The sequence below is a fragment of the Burkholderia sp. SIMBA_051 genome, assembly GCF_046534915.1.
Classification (GTDB): domain Bacteria; phylum Pseudomonadota; class Gammaproteobacteria; order Burkholderiales; family Burkholderiaceae; genus Burkholderia; species Burkholderia ambifaria.
In genome coordinates this window covers 1-247 of sequence record NZ_JAWRXS010000677.1, presented here as the reverse complement: position 1 = coordinate 247, position 247 = coordinate 1, and the positions used below count along the sequence as shown (strand labels likewise).

Here is a 247-nt window from a genome sequence, read left to right as displayed (position 1 = left end):
ATTGCTCGTTGGAGCAGCCAACTAAAGCCGGGGCCTGACAATCCCGCCGCGAGCAATGCGGGATTCATGCCGAGCAACATTGCATCACCCGCCCAGCCATAAATCGCCGACAACGACCCGTCGACGTAAATCGTTCCGCCCTGAAAATCCGATCGCGACAGTTCAGCACCGCGAAACGCGCTCGTCATGTAGATACTGCCGTAACTCGGAAAGTCCAGTGTGGAGCCCGCCGCCCCAACGCTGCGGC

At 59.9% G+C, this 247-nt stretch carries 1 pseudogene; it reads right to left on the bottom strand.

Annotation, left to right across the window (positions count from 1 at the left end):
* Positions 1-188 (bottom strand): annotated as a pseudogene (locus SB771_RS36180) (hypothetical protein); the annotation flags it as partial.
* Positions 189-247: the final 59 nt, after the last annotated feature.